This is a genomic window from Microvirga flocculans ATCC BAA-817 (assembly GCF_000518665.1).
GTDB lineage: Bacteria > Pseudomonadota > Alphaproteobacteria > Rhizobiales > Beijerinckiaceae > Microvirga > Microvirga flocculans.
In genome coordinates, this window is sequence record NZ_JAEA01000001.1 from 361,950 (window position 1) to 386,158 (window position 24,209).

Genomic DNA, 24,209 nt, shown 5'->3' on the forward strand with positions numbered 1-24,209 from the left:
CGACATGGCATGCAGCGGCGGGGTTCATGGCTTGAGCACATGAACGCCATAGAACATTTTTTTTCAAGAGGAGCGGCGTTTCAACGCCGCCCGAAGGGGAATGCGATGCGTGCTCTTACCGTCTGCGCCTTGATCGCGCTGGGGCTGGCCGGCTGCGCGAGCGAATCAGCCCTGACCCCCAAGGATGCCGTTCTGGCGAGCTCCACCAGCGATGCCGCCGCCGCCGCCCGTCTGATCTCGGCCTATCGCGTGTCGAAGGGTCTGAGCCCGGTGACGGTGGATCCCACCCTCAACAAGGCCGCGGAGCATCAGGCGCGGGCGGTGGCCGCGGCGGGCCGGCTCAGTCACGGCAATTTCGCGAGCCGCATGGATGAATACGGCATCGTCGGCTATTCGGCCGAAAACCTCTCGGCCGGATCGGATACGGTCGACGGGGCCATCGGCCGCTGGAAGGCCTCTCCCGGCCACAACAGCAACCTCCTGATGCCCGAAGCCCGCAAGATCGGGCTCGCCCGCGCGGATGCGAACAACCGCTACGGCCGCTACTGGGCGCTCGTGCTTGGGCAATGATCCGGGCACAAACGGAGCCGTGAAGCGTTAGGATTCCGGTTTCCCTCGCTTGCGCTCCGCATGACCCATCAGCAAATGCTCTCCTTCGCCATCGTCGCCGGGATGATGGCTCTCTTCGTCTGGGGACGATGGCGCTACGATCTCGTCGCCGTCGTCTCGCTGCTGACGGCCGTTCTGGTCGGCATCGTGCAGGCCGACAAGGCCTTCTCAGGCTTCGGCGACGACATCGTCATCATCGTTGCGAGCGCGCTTCTGGTCAGCGCGGCGGTCGCGAAGTCGGGCATCCTGGAGGCCGCGCTGAACCGGGTCGGGCCATACTTGCGCACCACGCAGATCCAGATCGTGGTGCTGGTCGGCGTGGTGACGGTTCTCTCCGCCTTCGTGAAGAATATCGGCGCGCTGGCGATGATGATCCCGGTCGCGTTCCAGATCGCGCGGCGCACCCAAACGCCGCCGTCCAGCTTCCTCATGCCGATGGCCTTCGGCTCGCTTCTCGGGGGCATCGTGACCCTCGTGGGCACCTCGCCGAACATCATCGTGTCGCGCGTCAGGGGTGAATTGCTGGGCGAGCCCTTCGGCATGTTCGACTTCGCGCCCGTGGGCGTCGGCATCGCCCTTGCGGGCGTCGCTTTCCTCGCCTTCGGCTATCGCCTGCTGCCGCAGGGACGGCAGGGGGCGGTCTCCCTGGATGCGGCGCTCAACATCAAAGACTATGTCACCGAGGCCCGGGTAACGCCCGAATCCGATGTGGTCGGGCAGACGGTGGCGGACCTGCACAGGCTCGCCAATGGCGAGGTGAAGGTGGCGGCCATCATCCGCAACGAGACCCGCAGCTCCAGTCCTCTCCCCGATGCGAGGATCCGCGAGAACGACGTGCTCATGCTCGAAGGCGAACCGGATGCGCTGGAGAGCGCCGTCGCCCGCGCGAAGCTGAAGCTCAGTCACGAGCATCGGCAGCCGGAGACGGACGAGGCCACGGATGAGATCGGCGTCATCGAGGCCATCGTCGGGCCGAATTCAGTCCTCACCGGCCTCTCGCCCGAGCGCATCGGCCTCTTCGAGCGTTTCGGCGTCAACCTGATCGCTGTGAGCCGCAGCGGCGTGCGCTTCAAGGAGCGCCTGCGCACGATCACCTTGCGCCCCGGCGATGTGATCGTGCTGCAGGGCAACCTCAAGAAGCTGCCCGATACCCTGCGCGATCTCGGCTGCCTGCCGCTCGCGGAGCGCGACATCCGGCTCGGCAGCGCCCGCCGCAGCCTCGTTCCCGCGCTGATCCTGGCCGCTGCCATGGTGCTGGTGGCCTTCAACATTCTGCCGGTTGCGATTGCCTTCTTCGGCGCGGGCGTCCTGCTCGTGCTCTTCGGCTCGCTCACCCTGCGCGAGGCCTACGAGACCGTCGAATGGCCCATTATCGTCATGCTGGGCGCGCTGATCCCGGTCAGTGAGTCGATCCGCACGACCGGCGGCACGGATCTGATCGCGGGCTGGCTCTCGCACGCGGCGAACATGCTGCCGCCGACCGGGGCGCTCGTGCTCATCATGGTGGTGGCGATGGCGGTGACGCCGTTCCTCAACAACGCCGCGACCGTGCTCGTGATGGCGCCTATCGCGGCAAGTTTCGCCACCCAGCTCGGGTTCAGGCCGGACGCCTTCCTCATGGCGGTGGCGATCGGAGCGGCCTGTGACTTCCTCACGCCCATCGGCCACCAGTGCAACACCCTGGTCATGGGTCCGGGCGGCTACCGCTTCGGAGATTACTGGCGGCTCGGCTTGCCGCTCTCGATCCTGGTGGTGGCGATCGGCATCCCGCTGATCATGCTGGTCTGGCCTTTGCGGTAAGGTCCCGGATCAGCGCAGGAAGGCGGTCAGCAGCAGGGTGGTGCCCGCCACCGATGTGGAGAGGGTGACGATCATGGCCCAGATGTGCAGCCGGTCCCGCTCTTCCTGGTTGAGCAGGGGGCGATAACGCGAATCCGACCGTCCGAAGATGAAGCTTGCGGTCCGCGCCGGCCGCGGGTCATGCGGCAGCACGCAGAAGCTCGACCTCACCGTCTGATGCCGGACGTCATAGGAGGGTTCGCGGGAGAGCGGCGGGGTCATGGCTGGGCGCTACGCAGGATGAGAGTGCGGGCAAGACGTTCGCTTCGAACTCATGAAGGAGAGGTAAAAGCGCCATGCTTCTTCCCCAATGTCGTAAACCAAACCTTTCCGGGGAGGCCGGCCGGAACCAGCTCGCGCCTGGCCATGCCATGCTTTTCAGGGACCTGCGATTGCGATACGTAGTATCGTAATAGACGTGGAGGTGCCCGTGAGCAGAATATTGGGTTTGGGAGCCGTTCTCGTGCTGGGGCTGGCATTGTCGGCCTGTAATCAAACGAGTGCGGGCTCGGCTGCCGGTGAGATAGCCTCGGCGCTTGATCCTACCGGGCTCTCCGGTCTCGCAAAGGATGCCGCAGACGCCGCCCAGGCATCTTCCGGCTCAGCGGGCGTGGACTTCAGCAGCATGGCTCCTCGTCTTGCGGATATCGCGGCAGGCAACACGTCCGGCCCGAACTACATGGCTCCCGTCGACCGCCAGATCGCGCTCACGATGGCAAGGCAATCGGCATCCATGGCGCGCTCTGCCGGTTACGCGGCCATCGACGCCGCCATGACCGGCGGAATGAGCCTCGCGGGCTCCGGCTACAGTTTGGCCATGCAAGGCGCCGGGAATGCCATGCTGGCGGCTCAGATGGCCAGCGTCAGAGCGCAGGCGAGTGCCGATGTCGCAAAGGCGGAGGCGCAGGAGAAGGCGGCGCAGCTCGTTCCGGATGCGGATCGCCCGTCGGAAGCGCAGGCTGTGCTGTCGATCATCGACGGATCCTCCGGTAAGAGCGCCTCGTGGCAGAACCCTGCCACCGGCGCCTCCGGAAAGGTCACTCTCAAGGCCATGGACAAGAGGATGTTCGGCGGCCTCGACTGCCGCTCGATCCAGCGGGAATGGAAGAGCGGCGCAACCCTGCGCAGAGGCGACATGCTCGCCTGCCGCAGCAAGGGGGAGTGGTACCTCCTCTCATGACGCATCTCATGACGCATCGTCCCGGTCGGGCAGGCTGAATTCTTCACTGGCACGGATGCCGGCCCGCCTGATTCTCTGCTCTGACAGAAAACGGGTCGTCACATCCTGTCTGCCGTGTCATGTCGTGTGCTTGTTCCGAAAGCGCAGACATGACACAGGCCTCCGTTCAGAAAACCATGACCCCGTCCGATTGGGCGCTGCTCGCCGTTCTCTCCATCGTCTGGGGAGGCTCCTTTCTTTTCATCGGCGTCACCGTTCGCGAATTGCCGCCACTGACCATCGTGGCCTTGCGGGTCACGATGGCGGCCTTCGCCCTGTTGCTCGTCCTGAAGGTCATGGGCGTGGGTCTGCCGCGCGCCCGCCAAGCCTGGACGGCCTTTCTGGGGATGTCGATCCTCAACAACGTGATTCCCTTCACGCTCATCGTCTGGGGCCAGGGCCATATCGCGAGCGGCCTGGCTTCGATCCTCAATGCGACGACACCGCTCTTCACGGTGATCGTGGCGCATTACCTGACCGATGACGAGCGCCTGACGGGCCAGAGGCTGGCCGGGGTGATCGTGGGTTTTGCCGGTGTTGCCGTCATGATCGGGGCCGCGGCCTTGGGTTCCTGGAATGCCGGCATCCTGGCGCAGCTGGCCATCCTCGGCGCAGCCTTGTCCTACGGCTTTTCCGGCGTCTTCGGGCGGCGCTTCAAGACCATGGGGATTCCTCCGCTGGCGACGGCAGCAGGCCAAGTCACCGTCTCGAGCGCGCTTCTGCTGCCGGCCGCGCTCCTCGCCGACCGTCCCTGGACCTTGGCCGTGCCGAGCGCCGGAACCATCCTGTCGCTCGCAGCGCTGGGCCTCGTCTCGACCGCCTTCGCCTATCTGATCTTCTTCCGCCTGCTCGCGCGGGCGGGCGCCACGAATGTGGGGCTCGTGACGTTCCTCATCCCGGTGAGCGCCATCCTACTCGGCGTGTTCGTGCTGGGCGAGACGCTGGCTGCGCGCCATGTGGCCGGCATGGCCCTCATCGGCGCAGGCCTCGTGCTGATCGACGGCCGCCTGGTCTCGGCCCTGGCCGGCTTCGTCAGCGCGAAGAAGCCGGCGAGCTGCGGAAACGGTTGAACATCATGTCCGGCGCGCTGGTGTTATGGCGCGACGGCACGAGGCGGCCCATCCAGGCATCGGTCGCCTTGGCGCTCCGGAATGCCATGATAGGCTCCTCGCGCCAGGACCGGGCACCTTCCTCCCGCACCGCGATGCGCGCCACATCCGCGTTGAACTCGGTCACGTACATGGAGCGCAGGCCCGCGAAGGGGAGGCCGGCGATCGGCCGGTCGAAGGCGACGTCCAGGGTCATGCGCTCCTCGTTGAGAGCCTTGAGCGCGACCTTTCCCGTGCCGCCCTGGGAGAAGGTGAGCGTGAAGGCCATGGCCTTCGGGTCGAAGGTCACATCCTTGAGGTTCACCACGGGGCGCTGGTCGAACTCCACCGGCCCGACGAGAAAGGAGGAGCCGTAGGAGCTCCAGTCCAGGTGCTCGGGCGGAAGGGGCTTGATGCGCCAGTAGCCGTCGCCCGGATAGATTACGAGCACCTCGATCGCCTTGCCGTCCCGCTTCTTCAGCAACTGGAGGAGATGGATCTTGCGCTCGACCCGGGCGCCGATGGTCACCGTCACCTCGCTCGGGCGCCAGAATTCCGCGAAGGACAGGCCCATGATGCGCACGTTGCCATCCTCGTAGAGGGTGGTCATGGTCGGATGCGGCTTGGTCGAGGTTTCCTCCGAAATGTCCTCGCAGGCCGTCCAGTCCGGCTCCCAGCGGTCCTTCTGCAGGCCTCCCATATAGGCCGGATGCACGGCCTCGATCTGGAAATGCCGCACCTCGGACGAGGTGAAGTTGACGGCCACGTTGTCCTTTTCCGCGCAGAGGACGGGTTCGCTGGCATTCGTCACCTCCACGGCCAGCCCATCGAGGGTGGCGGCGCCGGCGGAAGTGGCAAGTCCGAGGAGGCCGAGGGCAACGAGCCTGGGAAGAAGCATGGACATCGTCTGGATGATCTCTTGCGGAAGCGAGGCGGGACGAGGCGCACAGATAGCGCGGTCCGGTTATGCCGTCGAGCCAAGAGACCTTTGCATGGGAGCCTGTTGATTGGGCATGGCTGCCATCGCATCTATGCGATTAGGGTTCGAAAGGGCCCTGTGATAGGGTACAGACGGCCTTGAAGCGCGGCTTCAGGGCAGATTGTTCCCAAGACCCTCTTCATTCGCCGGATTTTGAGGCTGTTCGCCTGAGTTTTTCGATGATGCGCCTGACCTTGAGCCTGTCCGACAACCCCGCCGCGACCGCGGTCGAGCGGGCGATCATGGAGTTCCGCAGCGCCCGTCCCGTCGTGATCGATGGGGCGCAGGGCAGCGCGCTCGCGGTCGGCGTCGAGAACCTGGACGAGGCCATGAGCGTCGAGATCGGGGCCATGGCCGGCGGCCACGCCCATCTCGTCCTGCCGGCGGCACGGCTTCGGCGTCTCGGGCTCGAGCGGGACACGCCCGGCCGGGTCGCACTGCCCGTAGTGGACCGCAGCCGCGTGGAGCTCCTGGCCCTGAGGACCGACGGGCGCATCGACGCGCCGGTCCGTCCCGCCGATCCCCGGGACGAGGAGGCGTTGGAGCTTGCGCGCCTCTCCCTGATGCTTCCCGCCGTGATCGTGGTTCCGCTGGCGCCGGGCGTCGAGATCGATCCGTCGCTCCTGCGCGTGTCTGGCGAGGCCGTGCGGGGCTATCGCCGCGCCAATGCTCTCGACCTGAAGATCGTCAGCCGCGCCCCCGTTCCGCTGGAGGGAGCGCCCACGAGCGAGTTCGTGGTCTTCCGCGGCGGCGAGGGCCTGCGCGATCAGGTGGCGATCATCGTCGGCAAGCCGGACCTGTCCAAGCCCGTGACCGTGCGGCTGCATTCGGCATGCCTCACGGGCGATCTGTTCGGCAGCCTCAAATGCGATTGCGGCGACCAGCTGCGCGAGACCGTGCGCTTCATGGCGCACAACGAGGGCGGCGTGCTGCTCTATCTCGATCAGGAGGGGCGCGGGAACGGCATCGCCAACAAGATCCGAGCCTACAAGCTCCAATCGCAGGGCTACGACACCTACGATGCGGATGAGGTCCTGGGCTTCGAGGCGGATCAGCGTCGCTTCGACTTCGCCGCCGTCATGCTCAAGGAACTCGGTGTCGGCAAGGTTCGTCTCATGACCAACAATCCCGAGAAGATCGCGGCTCTCAGCCAGGCCGGCCTCGATGTGATCTCGGATCATCGCGTGCTCGGCCGTCCTACGGCCGAGAATGTCAGCTATCTCGCCGCCAAGCGTGACAGGGCAGGGCACTATATCGACCTCGAAGGCATGCTCGCCTGCTCGAACAAGGACTGACCGGCAAGGCCTAGCCGGGCGGCGGGGCAATATTATTCCGCTGCTCGTATTGCCGAGGCGCTATCTCCTTCTAGCTTTTTCCTGAGGCGGCCTGACCGGTGGGGCCCGACCGCCAGCCATGCATGTGCCGGCGCGCGCCGGCGGGTTCAGGGAAACGCCCATGTGGAGTCAGGTCTATAATCCGTTCGGCAACGCCACGTTGTCGACCATCGCAGCCGCCATCCCCGTTGTCCTTCTCCTTGTGATGATCGCCTCCGGCAAGGTGAAGGCTCATATCGCCGCCATGGTGGCCCTTCTCGTGGCGATCGGGGTCGCCGTCCTTCTCTTCACCATGCCCGCGGGACTTGCCGTTCGCGCAACCCTTTTCGGCGTCGCCACGGGCATGTTCCCGATCGGCTGGATCATCCTGAACGTCATCTTCCTCTACCGGCTCACGGTGGAGAAGGGTTGGTTCGCGACGCTCCAGCAATCGGTCGGCGGCATCACGACGGACCGCCGCCTGCAATTGCTCCTGGTCGCCTTCTCCTTCGGTGCGTTCTTCGAGGGCGCGGGCGGATTCGGCACCCCCGTCGCCGTGACGGGGGCTATTCTCATCGGGCTGGGCTTCTCGCCGCTTGCCGCCTCCGGCCTGTCCCTGATCGCCAATACGGCGCCCGTCGCCTACGGGGCCCTCGGCGCTCCGATCCAGGGCCTGGCCTCCGTGACGGGCTTCGATCCCTATGTTCTGGGCGCCATGGTCGGGCGGCAGCTGCCTTTCTTCTCGCTCATCGTGCCCTTCTGGCTGATCTGGGTCTTCGCGGGATTCCGCGGCATGGTCCAGGTATGGCCCGCCATTCTCGTCTGCGCGGTGTCCTTCGCGGTGCCGCAGTTCCTGATCTCGAACTACATCAATCCCTGGATCGTCGATATCGGGGCGTCGCTCATCTCGATGGCGTGCCTCGTCGGCTTCATGCGGATCTGGCACCCGAAGGAGATCTGGACCTCACCGGCCCTGCGGACGCGGGACGATTCCGCGGCAACCCTGTCGCAACCCGCGCCGCTGGGCTCCGGCATGCCTCGCGGAGCGCCCTCGCCGACGCCGCAGGCAAGCCGCAACGACGTGGTCTGGGCCTGGGTGCCGTGGATCATCCTGTCCGTGATCGTTGCGGTCTGGGGCACCGGCTGGTTCAAGGCTCTCGTCAATCCGATCTTCACCTGGAACTACCCGGTTCCCGGCCTGCACAACCTCGTACAGAAGGTCGCACCGATCGTTGCGTCTCCCACTCCGGAGCCTGCGGTTTTCGCCTTCACCTACATGTCCTACACGGGCACGGGCGTGCTGATCGCGGCCATCATCGCGGGCTTCGTCATGGGGTTTTCGCCCTTGCGGCTCATCACCGCCTGGTTCGAGACCATATGGGTGCTGCGATACTCCCTCATCACCATCGCGTCGATGCTGGCCATCGGTACGCTCACGCGCTTTTCGGGGGTTGACGCCACGCTTGGACTGGCCTTCGCCGGAACGGGAATCCTCTATCCGTTCTTCGGCACCTTGCTGGGCTGGCTCGGCGTGGCGCTGACGGGCTCCGACACCGCGTCCAACGTTCTCTTCGGCGGTCTGCAGAAGATCACGTCCGGCCAACTCGGGCTCTCGCCCATCCTCATGGCGGCCGCGAACTCATCCGGCGGCGTGATGGGCAAGATGATCGACGCGCAATCCATCGTCGTGGCCTCGACGGCGACGAACTGGTTCGGTCATGAGGGCAGCATCCTGCGGTTCGTGTTCTGGCACTCCATCGTGCTGGCCTGCCTCGTCGGCGGCCTCGTGATGCTGCAGGCTTATGTCTATCCCTTCACGGAGATGGTGCTGCACTGAAGGCCGGGACAAAAGAAAACCGCCGCCGGATCGTCTCCGGCGGCGGTTGCGTTCATCCGATCCTTTATCGGGCCGGCATGCCGGTTTCGACGATCTTCGCCCAGAGCGAGACGCCGTAGGGGCTTGCCTCGTCGTTGAAGTCGTAGGCCGGGTGATGGACGCCCGCCGTGTCGCCGTTGCCGAGGAAGATGTAGGCGCCCGGCCGCTGCTCCAGCATGTAGGAGAAATCCTCTGCGCCCATGAGGGGCGGAACCGTCGTGTCGACCGCATTTTCGCCGCTGATGGAGCGGGCGACATTCACCATGAACTCCGTCTTTTCCGGATCGTTCATGGTGACCGGATAGCCCCGGTCGTACTCGACGGTTGCCGTTGCGCCGAAGGCCGTGGCGACGTTCTCCACGATGGCGCGGATGCGCGCCTCGGCGAGATCGCGCACCTGCGGCGAGAGGGTCCGCACGGTGCCGAGCAGCATCGCCGTCTGGGGAATGACGTTGAAGGCCTCGCCAGCCTTCACGGTGCAGACGGAAACCACCACCGAATCGAGCGGGTCGGCGCTGCGCGAGGCGATGGTCTGCAGGGCCGTGATCACATGCGCCGAGATGACGACGGGATCGATGCAGTCATGCGGGCGCGCCGCATGGCCGCCCTTGCCGTCGATGGTGATGGTGAAGCGGTCGGCTGCCGCCATCATCGCACCGGGACGGATTGCGAAATGGCCCACGGGAATGCCGGGCATGTTGTGCATGCCGTAGACCTCCTGCACGCCGAAGCGCTCCATGAGGCCGTCCTTCACCATCTCGTTGCCGCCGCCTCCGCCTTCCTCCGCCGGCTGGAAGATGACCACCGCCGTGCCGTCGAAATTGCGCGTCTCGGCCAGATACTTCGCGGCCCCCAGCAGCATCGCCGTGTGCCCGTCATGGCCGCAGGCATGCATCTTGCCCGGTACCTTGGACTTGTGGGGAACGTTCGTCGCCTCCTCGATGGGAAGCGCATCCATGTCCGCGCGAAGGCCGATCACCCGGCCGGAATTGTTCGTGCGACCCTTGATGACGCCTACGACGCCCGTCCGTCCGAGGCCGGTCACAACTTCGTCGCAGCCGAAGCTCTTCAGCTTCTCCGCGACGATTCCCGCCGTGCGGTGCACGTCGAACAGGAGCTCCGGATTTTCGTGGAAGTCGCGGCGCCACGCGGTGATTTCATTGGCGAGGTCGGCGACGCGGTTGATGATCGGCATGAACAATCCTCAGGCAAGAATTCAGGATCCTCAGCCAAGCAGAGCCGGGGCCGTTCCGTCAACCGTTACGGTAAAGCCTGCTGACGGATCTCAGAGCTTGTTGCGCAGGATGGCCTTGGGCCGCGTGGTGCGGAACTGACCGCGGTCGATGGCCACGAAGATCAGCACCAGCACCACGAGGGCGGTGAACCACCAGACCTGCGCGGTGCCGATGCCGAGGCAGCCCAGGGCATAGGCGCAGGCGAAAGCCGCCATGATGCTGGGTGCGACGGTCGAACGGTGATTCTTGGCGCGGATGGCGGCCTGATAGAGCAGGATGCTCCCCGCCACGGCCCCCACCAGGCCGAGTTCGTACCAGACCTCGAACAGCAAGGTGGAGGGAGCGTTCGGCGGCACCAGCCCGACGAACCGGCCCCGCAGGGCGGTTTCCAGCCCATGTCCCGTCAGCAGGCGGAGCGGCTCGCCGAGGATGATCTGACGCCAGACCTCGATGCTGGCCGTCACCGGGGCTTTCGCCCCGAACAGGGCTATCGCCAGGGGCTTGGCGAGAAAGGGCACGAGCGGGGCGAGCAGAAGGAGGCCCGCCATGACGAGACCGGTCAGGCGGGCGCCGAGCCCGGCGCTCACGGCCGTCAGGACGAAGACGATGGCACCGGCCGCCAGGCCGTAGAGGGGCAGCCCGCCCTGGGTGAGCAGCGACGAGACGGCCACGGCGAGCGCCAGGCCGATGGCCTCCAGGTTTCGCCCGCGGGAATGGAGCCAGGCCAGCGCCGGCCAGAACAGCAGCACCAGCATGAGCATGCCGCGTTCGAGGCTCAGGCCGTCCGGGTCGAACCTGCTTCCGCCTTCGAGTGCCAGGGGAATGCTGATCAGGGCGGCGAGGCCCACGCCCACGGGCAGGAGATAGAGATTGGCCGAGCGCATCCGCTCCGGCACGGCGAGATAGCCTCCCAGGCCCATCAGGATCATGCCGGTGATGTTGAAGAGGCGCTCCGAGGCTTCGGCCAGAAAGGGCGTCCAGACCAGGGACAGGGCGGCCCAGGAGAGCAGGACCAGCCCGGCCATGCCGCCCGTCGACGTCATCAGCGCGGCCAGTTTCTCCCGCGCATGCCTCGCGCTTCCGTCGAGCACCGAGGCCAGAACGAGAAGAATGACCGCCAGCGGCGCCATGACCACCAGCGCGCGCCTCGTGAACAGCGCGGCAAGGGGAACCGCGAAGAACAGGATCGCGAAGCCGAGGCGTCGCAGCATGGCGGCGGCGTCGGCGGAGGGGTTGGCCGTTCGGAAGGCGGGGCGGACCATGCGGGCAGACAATCGACAGTTGAAGCCTCGGGAACGGGAAGCCTAATGGACGCAAAGCCCAAAAGCTGTAGGTGCCGTGCAACACATCCCGCCTCTATCTCACTGCGGAAGGCGTCATGCAGGCGGCACCGGGCGCTCGGCCGGGGTGTCGGGCTGCGTGGCCGGAACGGATCCGGCCACGGCATGGAAGGGGCGGGCTAGTCCTTCCGCCCGCGGATGAAGTTGACGATGCCGGAGAAGTCGTCGCCCTCGTGGCCTGCATTGGCGAAGAGTGCGTAGAGCTGGGCGGCTTCCGCGCCCAGCGGCGTCGAGGCGCCTGAGGCGAGCGCCGCCTCCTGCGCCAGCTTCAGGTCCTTGAGCATCAGCGCCGCCGCGAAGCCCGGCTTGTAGCCGTTGTTCGCGGGCGAGGCCGGAACCGGGCCCGGCACGGGGCAGTAGCTGGTGAGCGACCAGCACTGGCCCGAGGAGGTGGAGGCCACGTCGAAGAGCGCCTGATGCGAGAGCCCGAGCTTTTCGCCCAGCACGAAGGCCTCCGCCACGCCGATCATCGAGATGCCGAGGATCATGTTGTTGCAGATCTTCGCCGCCTGCCCCGCGCCTGCCTCGCCGCAATGAACCACCTTCTTGCCCATCTTGGAGAGAATCGGCTCCGCGCGGTCGAAGGCCTCCTTCGTTCCGCCGGCCATGAAGGTGAGCGTCGCGCCCTTCGCGCCGCCGACGCCGCCGGAGACCGGCGCGTCGAGGCTCGCGAGGTTGCGCTCCTGCTCGCGCGCCATGACATGCGCCTTGCGGGCGCTTTCCACGTCGATGGTGGAGCAGTCGATCAGGAGCGTACCTTCCTTTACCGTAGGCAGAATATCCGTCCAGACGGAGAGCACGTGCTTGCCGGCGGGAAGCATGGTGATGACGACCTCGGCATCGCGCACGGCATCGACCGTGGAACCTGCGATGCTCAAGCCATCCGCGCGCGCCTGATCGCAGGAAGCGGGAGACAGATCGAAGCCTGTGACGGCATGGCCTGCTTTGACGAGATTGGCGGCCATGGGCCCGCCCATATTGCCGAGGCCGATAAAGGCGATGTTGGTCATGGTTCCTCCGAGGTTGTTCCCTCCCTGCAAGGGGGAGGAGAATCGGTTGGCGCCCTGTCAGGGCCTGTTGCCGCGCCCCACCAGATCGCGCGCCACGATGAGGCGCATGATCTCGTTGGTGCCTTCGAGAATCTGATGCACGCGCAGATCGCGCACGATCTTCTCGACGCCGTAATCGGCGAGATAGCCATAGCCGCCATGGAGCTGGAGCGCTTCATTGGCGACCTCGAAACCGGTATCGGTGGCGATGCGCTTGGCCATGGCGCAGAGCTTCGTGGCTTCGATGGCCTTCGCGTCGAGCGCGGCCGCCGCGCGCCACAGGAAAGTGCGCGCCGCTTCAAGCTCGGTCGCCATGTCGGCAAGCTTGAACTGGAGCGCTTGGAAATCCGCGATGCGCCTGCCGAAGGCCTTGCGGTCGTTGACATAGGACAGCGCCTTGTCGAGCGCCGCCTGCGCGCCGCCCAGCGAGCAGGCGCCGATATTGAGGCGCCCGCCGTCGAGGCCCGACATGGCGATCTTGAAGCCGATGCCCTCCTCGCCCAGCCGGTTGGCGACGGGCACGCGCACGTCCTCGAAGATCACGGCGGCGGTGGGCTGCGCGTTCCAGCCCATCTTCTTTTCCTGCGCGCCGAAGGAGACGCCGGGCATGTCCTTCTCGATGACAAGCGTCGAGATACCGGAGGGGCCTTCCTCGCCCGTGCGCACCATGGTCACGTAGATGTCGGAGGTGCCCGCGCCGGAAATGAACTGCTTGACCCCGTTGACGATGTAATGATCGCCGTCGCGCACGGCCTTGGTCTTGAGCGCGGCCGCGTCCGATCCCGAGCCCGGCTCCGTCAGGCAGTAGCTGGCGATCAGCTCCATGGTGGCGAGGCGCGGAATGTAACGCTGGCGCTGCTCCTCCGTGCCGTAGCGGTCGATCATCCATGTCGCCATGTTGTGAATCGACAGATAGGCGGAGACGGCCGGGCAGCCGGTGGCGAGCGCCTCGAAAATGAGCGCGGCATCGAGGCGCGTCATGCCCGATCCGCCCACATCGTCGCGGGTGTAGATCGCCGCCATGCCGAGGGCGGCCGCCTCGCGCATCACGTCCACGGGAAAATGCTTCTTCTCGTCCCATGCGAGGGCGTGAGGAGCGATGTTCTCCGCCGCGAAGGCGAGCGCCATGTCGCGGACGGCAATCTGGTCTTCGGTGAGTGCGAACTGGTTCATGGTTCTCATCGTCACGACAAGGGCGCGTCGAGCGCGCCGACATTGGATCTAGAGCATCTTGCGGCGAAGTGGCCCCGGTACGCCGTGGAAAGATGCGGGCCAGAAAAAATGGCCGGGAGCAGACCCCAGGCCATGGTCACGATGACTTACTTCATCGTCGGAATGGAAAATTCCGCGCCTTCCTTGATGCCGGACGGCCAGCGCGAGGTGACCGTCTTGGTCTTGGTGTAGAAGCGGATCGCGTCCGGGCCGTGCTGATTGAGATCGCCGAAGCCGGAAGCCTTCCAGCCGCCGAAGGTGTAGTAGGCGAGCGGCACCGGGATCGGCACGTTGATGCCCACCATGCCCACATTCACGCGGGAGGCGAAGTCGCGGGCGGCATCGCCGTCGCGGGTGTAGATCGCGACGCCGTTGCCGTATTCGTGCTCGGAGGGCAGGCGCAGCGCCTCGTCGTAGTTCTTGGCGCGCACCACGGACAGGACGGGGCCGAAGATCTCTTCCTTGTAGATGCGCATCTCAGGCTTCACCTCGTCGAAGAGGCAGCCGCCCATGTAGAAGCCGTTCTCGTAGCCCTGCATCTTGAAATTACGCCCGTCGACGACGAGCTTCGCCCCTTCCTGCACGCCGAGATCCACATAAGAGCGCACCTTCTCCATGTGCGCCTTTGTGACCAGCGGGCCGAAATCGGCGGACGGATCGGTCGAGGGGCCGACCTTCAGGCTTTCCACGCGCGGGATCAGCTTGTCCATGAGCGCGTCGGCGGTGGCCTTGCCGACCGGCACCGCGACGGAGACCGCCATGCAGCGCTCGCCCGCCGAGCCGTAGCCCGCGCCGATGAGCGCGTCCGCCGCCTGATCGAGATCGGCGTCGGGCATGATGATCATGTGGTTCTTCGCGCCGCCGAAGCAATGCGCGCGCTTGCCGTTGGCGGTGGCGCGGGAATAGACGTATTGCGCTATCGGCGAGGAACCGACGAAGCCCACGGCCTTGATGTCCGGATCGTCGAGGATCGCGTCCACCACTTCCTTGTCGCCGTTGACCACGTTGAGGATGCCGGCGGGAAGGCCTGCCTCGAGCATCAGCTCGGCGAGGCGCATCGGCACGCCCGGATCGCGCTCCGAGGGCTTCAGGATGAAGGCGTTGCCGCAGGCGATGGCGGGCGCGAACTTCCACATGGGGATCATGGCGGGGAAGTTGAACGGCGTGATGCCGGCCACCACACCGAGCGGCTGGCGGATCGAGTACATGTCGATTCCGGGGCCGGCGCCTTCGGTGAACTCGCCCTTCAGGAGATGCGGGATGCCGCAGGCGAATTCCACCACCTCGACGCCGCGCTGGATGTCGCCCTTCGCATCGGGAATGGTCTTACCGTGCTCGCGGGCCAGAAGCTCGGCGAGGGAATCGGTTTCCTTGGCGATGAGTTCGAGGAACTTCATCATCACGCGGGCGCGGCGCTGCGGATTGGTGGCGGCCCAGGCGGGTTGGGCGGCCTTGGCGTTCTCCACCGCCTGGCGCAGCTCGTCCCTGGAGGCCAGCGCGACGCGGCCGATGACCTCGCCGGTCATGGGCTGAAAGAATTCGGTGGTCCGCCCCGACTTGCCGGGAACCTGCTTGCCGCCGATGAAATGTCCGACCTCGCGCATGGCGTCTTTCCTCCTGATTTTCGGTGCCTCGTTCTAGCATTGTCAAAACTGCACGACTATGGGCGAAGATGAGGCTTCCGTTGTGCAAAAATCCCAATATGCTAAAGATCCGCGGATGAGCGCTTTCGATTGGGACGATCTCCGCTTCTTCCTTGCGGTGGCAAGGGCCGGCCGCCTCACGGTCGCCGCCCGCCGCCTGGAGGCGGATCATACCACGGTTTCCCGCCGCATCTCGTCCCTGGAAAAGGCGCTTCAGGCCAAGCTCTTCGAGCGCAGGCCCCAGGGTTACACCCTGACCGAGCAGGGAGAGCGGCTGCTGGCGAAGGCCGAGAGCATGGAAAGCCAGGCGCTGGCCGTGGCAAGCGAAGTGGGCGGCTCGGACTTTGCGCTGTCCGGCACCGTGCGCGTCGGCGCGCCGGACGGGCTCGGCACCTATTTCCTGGCGGCCGAGCTCGGCGCACTCGCCGAGCGGCACCCGGACCTCACGATCCAGCTCGTGGCGCTTCCCCGCACCTTCTCGCTCTCCAAGCGCGAGGCGGATATCGCGGTCACGGTCGAGCAGCCCACCGAGGGGCGGCTCGTTTCGCGCAAGCTCACCGATTACCGGCTGCGGATGTATGCCTCGGACGATTACATCGCGCGGCACGGGGTTCCCGCCACGCCGGAGGACCTGTCGGGTCGGCTGCTCGTCACCTACGTGGCGGATCTCATCTACAGTCCCGCTCTCGAATACTTCTCAGGCCTCGAGAAATACGGCCCCCGGCGCTACGAATGCGCCAGCGTGGTGGCGCAGCTCGAGGCGGTGAGGGCAGGGGTCGGCATCGGCATCCTTCATGATTATGCCGCCCGGCAATATCCGGAGCTGAAGGTCGTGCTTCCGGACATTTCCTTCACCCGCACCTACTGGATCGTCACCCATGCGGAGGTGCGCAGCCTTCACCGTATTGCCGAGGTCCACGCCTTCATGCTGGACAGGGTGAAGGCCAACCGCAACCTGTTCATGTGACGACTTCGCCCTTCACGCCGCGGCCTGAACGTCTTAAGTCTGGCCCAGCAAAACCTCACGGAGACCGGAATGCCCTCCAAGCTCGACCAATTGCGCGCCATGACGGTCGTCGTCGCCGATACCGGCGACCTCGATGCGGTGCGCCGCCTGAAGCCCCAGGACTGCACCACCAACCCGACCCTGCTCCTGAAGGCGGTCGAAACCCCGGCCTACGGCCACATCGTGGACGAGGCCCTGGCCTGGGGCCGCAAGCAGGGCGGCTCCCGTGAAGGCGTGGTGGCGGCGGTCTGCGACCGGCTGGCGGTGGCCTTCGGCGCGGAGCTTGCAGGCATCGTGCCGGGCCGCGTCTCGACGGAAGTGGATGCGGACCTTTCCTTCGACACGCAGGCCACTGTCGAGAAGGCCCGCGCCATCATCAAGGCGTATGGGGAGCGCGGCATCGGGCGCGAGCGGATCCTGATCAAGATCGCCTCCACCTGGGAGGGTATCCGCGCGGCGGAGATCCTCCAGAAGGAAGGCATCGACTGCAACCTCACGCTGCTCTTCGCCCAAGTCCAAGCTCAGGCCTGCGCCGAGGCGGGCGTGTTCCTCATCTCGCCCTTCGTCGGCCGCATTCTCGACTGGCATGTGAAGGCGGGCGGCGGACCCTATACGGGCGAGACCGATCCGGGCGTGCTCTCCGTGCGCAACATCTATGCCTCGTACAAGGCGCAAGGAATCGAGACCGTGGTGATGGGCGCGTCCTTCCGCAATATCGGAGAGATCGAAGCGCTCGCGGGCTGCGACCGCCTCACCATTTCGCCCGCGCTCCTCGACGAGCTGGCGAAGGCGGAAGGCGAGCTGCCGCGTAAGCTCTCGACGGACAGCGTGGAAAAGATCGCGCCCCTGCCGCGCATGGACGAGAAGAGCTTCCGCTTTGCCTTGAACGAGGACGCCATGGCGATGGAGAAGCTCGCCGAAGGCATCCGCTCCTTCGTGAAGGACCTGCGCTCGCTGCGCTCGCTCGTCGCGAAGCGGCTCGATGAAGCGAAGGCGGCGTAAAGCCAGGATTGCACTGTCATTCCGGGGTGGCCAAAGGTCGAGCTCGGAATCCAGAAACGCTGACGGAATGAAGAAAGGCGCTGCGGTTCGTGCAGCGCCTTTCTCGTTTCATGGCATTGGATATGGATTCCGGGCGGCCCCGGAATGACAGCGAGAGCTTACTTCTTGGCTTCCAGCGCCTTCTCGCGGATCGCGGAGAGGGACATGGACGGCGTGATCGCCTCCGGGTCGAGGATGCAGTGCAGGATCGCGGGCTTGCCGGAGGTCAGAGCCCGCTGAAGCGCGGGGGCGAAATCCTCGGTCATCTCGATGCGCTCGCCATAGCCGCCGAAGGCGCGGGCATAGGCCGCAAAATCCGGGTTCTGCAGCATCGTCGCCGAAACGCGGCCCGGATATTCGCGCTCCTGGTGCATGCGGATCGTGCCGTACATGCCGTTGTCGAGCAGGATGACGAGGATCGGCAGGTCGTACTGCACGGCGGTGGCGAATTCCTGCCCGTTCATGAGGAAATCGCCGTCGCCGGCGAACACCACCACGGGGCTGTCGGGCCGCAGGCGCTTGGCGCCGACGCCTGCAGGCACGCCATAGCCCATGGAGCCGGACGTGGGCGCGAGCTGCGTGCCGTATTCACGGAAGGGCCAGAAGCGGTGCACCCAGGTGGCGAAGTTGCCCGCGCCGTTGCAGAAAATCGTATCGGCTGGCAGCACCTTGCGCAGATGCGCCATCAACTCGCCCATCTGCAGGGGGCCCGGAACCCGGATCGAAGACGGGTCGCTCCAGGCGAGATAATCCGCGTGGGCCGTCCTGGTGCTCTCGCTCCAGGGAAGCGAAGCGGGCGGCTGCACGCCTTCGAGCGCGGCGGTGAAGGCGACGGGCGAGGCGTTGATGGCGAGATGCGGAGCATAGACCCGGCCGAGCTCGCTCGAATCCGGATGCACGTGCACGAGCGTCTGCCGCGGAGCCGGGATGTCGAGGAGCGTATAGGCCTGGCTCGGCACCTCGGAGAGCCGCCCGCCGACGAGCAGGACGAGGTCCGCTTCCTTGATGCGGGCGAGAAGCTTCGGATTCACGCCGAGCCCGAGATCGCCGATGTAAGAAGCGTGGTCGGCGGGAAACAGCATCTGGCGGCGGAAGGTGCAGGCGACCGGAAGTTCGAAGCGCTCGGCGAAGCGCACGAAGCTCTGCACCGCAGCCTCGGACCAACGGCTGCCGCCGAGCAGCGCCACCGGCTTCTTCGCGCCGTGCAGCAGCTTTTGCAGCTCCGCCATCTGCGCGGGGCCCGGATGCGTCTCGATGACCTGATAGCGCGGCGCGTCGGCAACGGACGCCATCTCCGTCAGCACGTCCTCGGGCAGCGCGATCACGACCGGGCCGGGACGGCCGGAGGTCGCCACATGGAAGGCGCGGGAGACGATTTCGGGAAAGCGGGCTGGATCGTCCACTTCCGTCGCCCATTTGGCGAGCGGGCCGAAGGCGGCGCGGTAGTCGAGCTCCTGGAACGCCTCCCGCTCGCGCATGCCGCGCTCGATCTGGCCGACGAAGAGGATCATCGGCGTGGAATCCTGCTTGGCGATGTGAATGCCGGGCGAGGCGTTCGTCGCGCCGGGGCCGCGGGTGACGAAGCAGATGCCGGGACGGCCCGTGAGCTTGCCGTAGGCCTCGGCCATCATCGCCGCGCCGCCTTCCTGGCGGCAGACCGTGATGTTGATCTTGGCATCGTGCAGCGCGTCCAGGGCGGCGAGGTAGCTCTCGCCCGGAACGCAGAAGATGTGATCGACCCCGTGCAGGGTCAGTTGATCGACAAGAATCTGGCCGCCGGTGCGGGAGGTCGCTGTCATGGAAGGCTCGCGATGTAAGAAGAATGGATAGAAAAAACGGAGGGCTAAAGCATCGGCCCCAAAAGTGGAAACCACTTTTGGGATCCTATCCGATGCTTTCTTTTTGTTGAGAGCATCGTTCTTCGCGGAAAACCGGATCCACTTTTCCGCGCGATGCTCCAACGCCCTCCGCCATCACTTCAGGACGATCAGGCGTCCACGTCGAACTTCACGCCCTGGGCGAGCGGAAGCGTGTTGCCGTAATTGATCGTGTTGGTGGCGCGGCGCATATAGGCCTTCCAGGCATCGGAGCCCGACTCGCGCCCGCCGCCCGTTTCCTTCTCGCCGCCGAACGCGCCGCCGATCTCGGCGCCCGAGGGGCCGATATTCACGTTGGCGATGCCGCAATCGGAGCCCGTCGCCGAGATGAAGGTCTCGGCTTCGCGCATGTTGAGCGTGAAGATCGAGGAGGACAGGCCGGCGCCCACCGCGTTGTGCAGCGCGATGGCCTCGTCGAGGTCCTTGTAGCGCATCACGTAGAGGATCGGCGCGAAGGTCTCGCGCGTGACCGGGCCCGTCTGGGCGGGCATCTCCACGAGAGCCGGGCGGGCATAGAAGCCGTTGCCGCTCACCTCGGTGTAGCGTCCGCCGCCATGCACCTTGCCGCCGGCCGCGCGGGCTTCATCGAGCGCGCGCTCCATGCCGTCGAAGGCGGCCTTGTCGATCAGCGGGCCGACGAGCGTGCCTTCCGCGCGCGGATCGCCGATCTTGACGCTGGAATAGACCTTCGCGAGGCGCGGCACGAGCTGGTCGTAGACGCTCTCGTGCACGAAGAGGCGGCGAAGCGTCGTGCAGCGCTGGCCCGCCGTGCCCATGGCCGCGAACGCGATGCCGCGCAGCGCGAGGTCGAGATCGGCCGAAGGCGCGACGATGGCGGCGTTGTTGCCGCCGAGCTCCAGGATCGCCCGGGCGAAGCGCTGGGCGAGCTTCGGGCCGACCTGGCGGCCCATGGCGGTGGAGCCGGTGGCGGAGAGAACCGGCACGCGGTGATCGTCGACGAGGATCTCGCCGATCTCGCGGCCGCCCAGCAGCACCTCGCAGAGGCCTTCCGGCACGCCGCCGAAGCGCTTGGCGGCGCGCTCGACGATGGCGTGGGTGGCGAGCGCGGTCAGCAGGGTCTTCTCGGAGGGCTTCCACACCACCGAGTCGCCGCAGACGAGGGCGAGCGCCGCGTTCCAGGACCACACGGCAACGGGGAAGTTGAAGGCGGAGATGACGCCGCAGACGCCGAGCGGATGCCAGGTTTCCATCATGCGGTGATCGGCGCGCTCGGTGGCGATGGTCAGGCCGTAGAGCTGGCGGGAGAGGCCGACCGCGAAGTCGCAGATGTCGATCATCTCCTGCACTTCGCCGAGGCCTTCGGAGACGATCTTGCCGGCTTCCAGCGTCACGAGGCGGCCGAGGTCGTCCTTGGCGGCGCGCAGCTCCTCGCCGAGAAGGCGGATGAACTCGCCGCGCCTGGGGGCAGGGACCTTGCGCCAGGCCTTGAAGGCGGCGTCGGCGCGGCCGATGGCGGCCTTGGCCTCGTCGGGCGTGGTCTCACGCACATGGGCGATCACCTCGCCGGTGATCGGGGACACGGCCGGGCGGCCGGTGGAAGCGAAGGCGCTCTCCGGCACGCCGAGGCGCGCGAGAATGGCGCGGGCCTCGTCCGCGACGGAGGCGGGCGTGGAGGATACGGGTTTCAGGCTCGCGGTCATGTCGAATCTCCCCTGGGATTAAGCTTGGGCTTCGCCGGAAGCCGGGCGCCCCCGTTCGTTGTGGAACGAAACGAGGGCTGCTGTCAGGCAAACGTCTTAATGCATGACCGGGAAGCCTGGGAACTGCTTTTCCCGAATAGGGTCATGCCATTTTGTAAACAACCGGAGGGCTCCCGCCTCGCAAGAATGCGGGAGCCCGATCCTTTCGTCAGGCCGCCGGGTCGAGGCGGATGCTCCTGGCGCCGGGCTCCTGGCCCTCGTCGAGGCGCACGCCTGCATAGACGCGGCCGAAGCGGTTGGCGAGGAAGGCTTCGAGACCGATCTCCTCCTGGCGCACGAAGCCCCTGCTCGGCAGGCGGCCCTGGACGAGCAGGTCGAGCATGGCGCAGATGCCCGCGGCGGTGGTCACCTGGATCGCGGTGCGCTGGACGCCTGCGACCTTCTGCCCGTAGATGCTGCGGGCATAGGTTTCCTGCACGTAGCGGCCGCCGCGCTCGCCGGTGACGGTCACGAAGACGATGACCATGTCCTGCATCGTGGCGGGAACGGCGTTCTCCAGGATGTCCTTCAGGACCTCGCGGCGGTTGCGCAGCTGCAGGTCGTTGAGAAGCACCCGCATGAGGGCGCAGTGGCCCGGATAGCGGATGGTCTTGTAGTTGAGGTTGCGCACCTTGCCTTCGAGCGTCTCGCAGAGCGTGCCGAGGCCGCCCGAGGTGTTGAAGGCCTCATAGCGCGTGCCGTCGAGGGAGAACTCCTCGAGCTCCTCCATGGCCGGAACCTCGCGGAGCTTGCCGTCGACCACCGCCTCGCAGCGCTCGATATACTCGTTGATGACGCCGTCCGTGCTCCAGGTGAGGTTGTAGGAGAGGGCGTTCGAGGGATATTGCGGCAGGGCGCCGACGCGCAGGCGCACCGTGTCGAGCTTGTCGAAGCGGCTGGCGATGTCGTGGGCGACGATGGAGATGAAGCCCGGGGCGAGGCCGCACTGGGGAATGAAGGCCGTCTCGGCGCCCTCGGAGAGCTCCTTCACCATGCGGGTGGTCGCCACGTCCTCGGTCAGGTCGAAATAGTTCACGTCCGCGAGGCGCGCGGCCTGGGCCACGTGGCCGGTCAGGTGATAGGGCGCGGCGCTGAGCACGGCGTAGTGACCCTTGAGGGCATTCTGCAGGGCGACCGCGTCATTGAAGTCGAGCTGGATCGTCTGCACGCCATCCTTGGCGACCGTTTCGAGCGCGGCGGCGGAGGCGTCCGCGACGGTGACGCGGTAATCGCCGGTCTCGTGAAGCATGTCGACGATGGTGGAGCCGATCTTGCCGGCGCCGATGACGAGAATCGAGTGCATGAGGTACCTCCCTGTAGAGGCCCGAGAAAAAGGCAAAGCTCTGCAAAGCGCCATAGACAACCTGACGAAAAGCCGATTAGATTTCGGCGAAACGCCAATATGATTGGTCATGATGATGTTGGATGCCACGGATCGCGCCCTGATCGCCCTCCTGCAGGAGAACGCCCGCATCGGCCATGCGGAGGCCGCACGGCGCCTGAAGCTTTCGCGCACCACGGTCCAGGCGCGGGTGGAAAGCCTGGAGCGCCGGGGCATTATCGCGGGCTATACCCTGCGCCTTGCGGACGAGGTCCGCAGCCGCATGGTGCGGGCCCACGTGACCATCGTGGTCGCGCCCAAGGCCTCCGCGGGGGTCGTTGCGGGGTTGCAGCGCATGCCCGAATTGCGCGCGCTTCATTCGGTTGCCGGTTTTTTCGATCTTCTGGCGGTGGTAGAGGCGGAGGATGTTCCCTCCCTCGACGCCGCCATCGACAAGATCGGTGCGCTCGAGGGGGTGGAGCGCACCCAGTCCTCCATCATCCTCTCAACGAAATTCGAACGATGACCTCTGCAGCCTCTCATTCCGCCGATGTCGTGATCGTCGGCGGCGCCGTCATGGGCTCCTCCGCGGCCTATCACCTGCTGTCCGATCCCGGCTTCAAGGGCCGCGTCATCGTCGTGGAGAAGGACCCGACCTATCAGCTGTCGGCTTCGGCCCTGTCGGCCGCGTCGATCCGCCAGCAATATTCCAGCGCGGTGAACATCCGCATTTCGCTTTACGGGATCCAGTTCCTGCGCAGCATCGGCGATCGTCTCGCGGTCGATGGCGACCGGCCGGAAATCGGGCTGAAGGAGGGCGGCTATCTCTATTGCGCTTCCGAGGCGGGCGCGTCGGTCCTGGCGGAGAACCAGGCGCTGCAGGCGGCGGAGGGCGCGGACATCCTGTTCCTGAAGCCGGACGAACTCAAAGCCCGCTTCCCCTGGCTCAACGTGGAGGATCTGGCGGCGGGGACCTGGGGGCGCTCGGGAGAAGGCTGGTTCGACGGCTGGGGCCTGCTCCAGGCCTTCCGCAGGAAGGCCCGCTCCCTCGGCGCCGAATATGTGAAGGGCGAGGTGGCCGAGGTCGAGCGCGAGGGCAACGCGGTTGTTGCCGTCCGCCTGAAGGATGGCACCCGGATCGCCTGCGGCACCCTCGTCAACTGCGCCGGCTCCGGCGGGCGGGCGCTCGCGGAGATGGCGGGCGTCCGGATCCCGGTCCAAGCCAAGCGGCGCTACGTGTTCACCTTCTCCTGCAAGGAGCCTGTGGAGAACTGCCCGCTGCTCATCGATACGTCGGGAGCCTATGCGCGCCCGGAGGGAGAGGGGGCCTTCATCTGCGGCGCCTCGCCGGAAGCGGATGTCGATCCCGACTGGTTCGACGAGGATCCCGCAAGCCAGGAGATCGACTTCTCCTTCTTCGAGGAGTTCATCTGGCCCTCGCTCGCCCATCGCGTGCCGGCCTTCGAGGCCATCAGGCCGGGCCGGGCATGGTCCGGGCCCTACGACATGTGCCTGCTCGATCACAACGCCATCGTCGGCCAGGCGGGCGATGTGAAAAACTTCTATCTCTGCAACGGCTTCTCCGGCCATGGCCTGCAGCAGTCGCCGGCGATCGGCCGGGGGCTGGCGGAGCTCATCGTCCATGGAGTCTTCCGCACGCTCGACCTCTCCGAGCTCGGTTACGAGCGCGTGCTCGCCAACCGGCCGCTTCTCGAGCGCAACGTGATCTGACGCACGGGCACGGAAGGAAAGGCCAGGCCCGTTCCCGCCGATCCGCCCGCGGCATCGTCGCGGGCGATTCGCTTTCAGGCCGCCGCTCCCGCTCCGGCGACGTCCGGACACTTCGACCTTCGTCGGAGGAG

Annotated in this window: 20 protein-coding genes; 10 read left to right on the forward strand and 10 right to left on the reverse strand. The window is 66.2% G+C overall.

Going from position 1 to position 24,209, the window contains the following annotated elements:
* Positions 1-105: 105 nt before the first annotated feature.
* Entirely contained in the window at positions 106-570 is a 465-nt protein-coding gene (locus tag L879_RS0101795; protein WP_027314610.1) for a CAP domain-containing protein, read from the forward strand.
* 60 nt (positions 571-630) lie between these two features.
* Positions 631-2,409 (forward strand): SLC13 family permease, encoded by a 1,779-nt coding sequence (locus L879_RS0101800; protein WP_027314611.1) that lies wholly within the window; start codon positions 631-633, stop codon positions 2,407-2,409.
* 9 nt (positions 2,410-2,418) lie between these two features.
* Here the strand turns inward: L879_RS0101800 and L879_RS0101805 are convergent, their stop codons facing one another.
* A complete protein-coding gene (locus L879_RS0101805) occupies positions 2,419-2,670 on the reverse strand; it encodes a hypothetical protein (protein ID WP_027314612.1) in 252 nt (83 codons plus the stop codon).
* A gap of 403 nt (positions 2,671-3,073) precedes the next feature.
* On the opposite strand from L879_RS0101805, the gene L879_RS0101810 reads away from it, so the two are divergent.
* Positions 3,074-3,628 carry a hypothetical protein gene (locus tag L879_RS0101810; protein ID WP_027314613.1) on the forward strand — a complete coding sequence of 185 codons (555 nt, stop codon included), beginning with the start codon at positions 3,074-3,076 and terminating at the stop codon, positions 3,626-3,628.
* Between the two features lie 149 nt (positions 3,629-3,777).
* Complete coding sequence (locus L879_RS0101815; protein WP_051434964.1) at positions 3,778-4,737, forward strand: DMT family transporter; 960 nt, start codon at positions 3,778-3,780, stop codon at positions 4,735-4,737.
* Here L879_RS0101815 and L879_RS0101820 read toward each other — a convergent pair.
* A complete protein-coding gene (locus L879_RS0101820) occupies positions 4,700-5,659 on the reverse strand; it encodes a hypothetical protein (protein ID WP_027314615.1) in 960 nt (319 codons plus the stop codon). The two genes, L879_RS0101815 and L879_RS0101820, sit on opposite strands and share 38 nt — an antisense overlap.
* 257 nt (positions 5,660-5,916) lie before the next feature.
* Here L879_RS0101820 and ribA point away from each other — a divergent pair, with 257 nt between their 5' ends.
* Entirely contained in the window at positions 5,917-7,029 is a 1,113-nt protein-coding gene (gene ribA / locus L879_RS0101825) for a GTP cyclohydrolase II RibA (RefSeq protein WP_027314616.1), read from the forward strand.
* A 160-nt stretch (positions 7,030-7,189) separates the two neighbouring features.
* Positions 7,190-8,884 carry an L-lactate permease gene (locus L879_RS0101830; protein ID WP_027314617.1) on the forward strand — a complete coding sequence of 565 codons (1,695 nt, stop codon included), beginning with the start codon at positions 7,190-7,192 and terminating at the stop codon, positions 8,882-8,884.
* A 64-nt stretch (positions 8,885-8,948) separates the two neighbouring features.
* Here L879_RS0101830 and L879_RS0101835 read toward each other — a convergent pair whose 3' ends face one another.
* The 5 genes from L879_RS0101835 to L879_RS0101855 form a co-directional block, all read right to left on the reverse strand.
* Entirely contained in the window at positions 8,949-10,118 is a 1,170-nt protein-coding gene (locus L879_RS0101835) for a M20 aminoacylase family protein (protein ID WP_027314618.1), read from the reverse strand.
* Between the two features lie 90 nt (positions 10,119-10,208).
* On the reverse strand, positions 10,209-11,420 hold the full coding sequence (locus L879_RS0101840) for a hypothetical protein (protein ID WP_027314619.1): 1,212 nt from the start codon (positions 11,418-11,420) through the stop codon (positions 10,209-10,211).
* Positions 11,421-11,617: 197 nt separating this feature from the next.
* On the reverse strand, positions 11,618-12,508 hold the full coding sequence (gene mmsB, locus L879_RS0101845) for a 3-hydroxyisobutyrate dehydrogenase (protein ID WP_027314620.1): 891 nt from the start codon (positions 12,506-12,508) through the stop codon (positions 11,618-11,620).
* A 57-nt stretch (positions 12,509-12,565) separates the two neighbouring features.
* Positions 12,566-13,720: an isobutyryl-CoA dehydrogenase gene (locus tag L879_RS0101850; RefSeq protein WP_027314621.1), complete on the reverse strand. Its 1,155-nt coding sequence runs from the start codon at positions 13,718-13,720 to the stop codon at positions 12,566-12,568.
* Positions 13,721-13,866: 146 nt separating this feature from the next.
* Positions 13,867-15,363: a CoA-acylating methylmalonate-semialdehyde dehydrogenase gene (locus L879_RS0101855; RefSeq protein ID WP_027314622.1), complete on the reverse strand. Its 1,497-nt coding sequence runs from the start codon at positions 15,361-15,363 to the stop codon at positions 13,867-13,869.
* Positions 15,364-15,478: 115 nt separating this feature from the next.
* On the opposite strand from L879_RS0101855, the gene L879_RS0101860 reads away from it, so the two are divergent.
* Together L879_RS0101860 and tal are read left to right on the forward strand one after the other, a co-directional pair.
* Positions 15,479-16,369, forward strand: a complete 891-nt coding sequence (locus L879_RS0101860) for a LysR family transcriptional regulator (RefSeq protein ID WP_027314623.1) — start codon at positions 15,479-15,481, stop codon at positions 16,367-16,369.
* 69 nt (positions 16,370-16,438) lie between these two features.
* Positions 16,439-17,410, forward strand: a complete 972-nt coding sequence (gene tal / locus L879_RS0101865; protein ID WP_027314624.1) for a transaldolase — start codon at positions 16,439-16,441, stop codon at positions 17,408-17,410.
* A 158-nt stretch (positions 17,411-17,568) separates the two neighbouring features.
* On the opposite strand, the gene L879_RS0101870 is transcribed toward tal, so the two are convergent.
* The 3 genes from L879_RS0101870 to L879_RS0101880 form a co-directional block, all read right to left on the reverse strand.
* Complete coding sequence (locus tag L879_RS0101870; RefSeq protein ID WP_027314625.1) at positions 17,569-19,248, reverse strand: thiamine pyrophosphate-binding protein; 1,680 nt, start codon at positions 19,246-19,248, stop codon at positions 17,569-17,571.
* 188 nt (positions 19,249-19,436) lie between these two features.
* The gene (gene amaB / locus L879_RS0101875; RefSeq protein WP_183501296.1) at positions 19,437-20,987 is read right to left on the reverse strand and encodes an L-piperidine-6-carboxylate dehydrogenase; all 1,551 of its coding nucleotides are present in this window, start codon (positions 20,985-20,987) and stop codon (positions 19,437-19,439) included.
* Positions 20,988-21,195: 208 nt separating this feature from the next.
* Positions 21,196-22,329, reverse strand: coding sequence for a saccharopine dehydrogenase family protein (locus tag L879_RS0101880; protein ID WP_027314627.1), 1,134 nt, complete (start codon positions 22,327-22,329; stop codon positions 21,196-21,198).
* Between the two features lie 115 nt (positions 22,330-22,444).
* Here L879_RS0101880 and L879_RS0101885 point away from each other — a divergent pair, with 115 nt between their 5' ends.
* Both L879_RS0101885 and L879_RS0101890 read left to right on the forward strand, forming a co-directional pair.
* Positions 22,445-22,873: an Lrp/AsnC family transcriptional regulator gene (locus tag L879_RS0101885; RefSeq protein ID WP_210163800.1), complete on the forward strand. Its 429-nt coding sequence runs from the start codon at positions 22,445-22,447 to the stop codon at positions 22,871-22,873.
* Positions 22,870-24,078 (forward strand): NAD(P)/FAD-dependent oxidoreductase, encoded by a 1,209-nt coding sequence (locus L879_RS0101890; protein WP_027314629.1) that lies wholly within the window; start codon positions 22,870-22,872, stop codon positions 24,076-24,078. The genes L879_RS0101885 and L879_RS0101890 overlap by 4 nt, the downstream gene beginning before the upstream one ends.
* Positions 24,079-24,209 lie beyond the last annotated feature (131 nt).